The following is a 624-nucleotide window of genomic DNA, read 5'->3' on the forward strand; positions in this document are numbered from 1 at the left end:
CCAGCACCGTTTCGTCCCGCACGTCCACGCCAGCGGCGCGCAGATCACGCAGCAGTTGCTGGCGGTTATCGGGCGCGACCATGGGGTCCATGGCGCCGGACACCACCAGGGCCTGGACCGGGCCGCCATGCGTCGCCGGCGTCCGAGCCACCTCGCCGGGCGCGAAAGCCGACCCGGTGAACGGCGCCATGGCGCGGAACAGCGCCGCGCCGGCAAGCACGCCAGGCCGGCGCAGCAGCATGGCCGCCGCGATGTTGGCGCCATTGGAGAACCCCAGCGCCACCGGAGCCGCCAGACCATGGCGATCCCGCGCCGCCGCGATAAAATCCGCCAGCTCGTCGGCCCGGAATCGCAGATCGTCCTCGTCCAGCATTCCCTCAGCGAAGCGACGGAAGAAGCGGCGCGCGCCGCCTTCCAGCACCTTGCCGCGCACGGACAGCAACGGCGCGTCCGGCGCCAGCATGCGGCCCAGCGGCACAAGGTCGTTTTCATCGCCGCCCGTGCCATGCAGCAACAGCAGTGGCCGCCCGGCCTGGGGCGCGCCGGGTTCGAAGCGGTGAACGAAATCTGTATTGACGGCGCCAGTCATGGCCTGTCTCCCTTCCGCTATCGCCGCCCTGCACG

1 protein-coding gene is annotated in these 624 nt (G+C 71.2%); it reads right to left on the reverse strand.

Going from position 1 to position 624, the window contains the following annotated elements:
* The coding region (locus AC4FS3_RS29005) for an alpha/beta hydrolase (RefSeq protein WP_491023419.1) at nucleotides 1-589 on the reverse strand (589 nt) is incomplete at its 3' end.
* Between the last annotated feature and the right edge of the window lie 35 nt (nucleotides 590-624).

This window comes from Pseudogemmobacter sp. TB195, assembly GCF_058313095.1.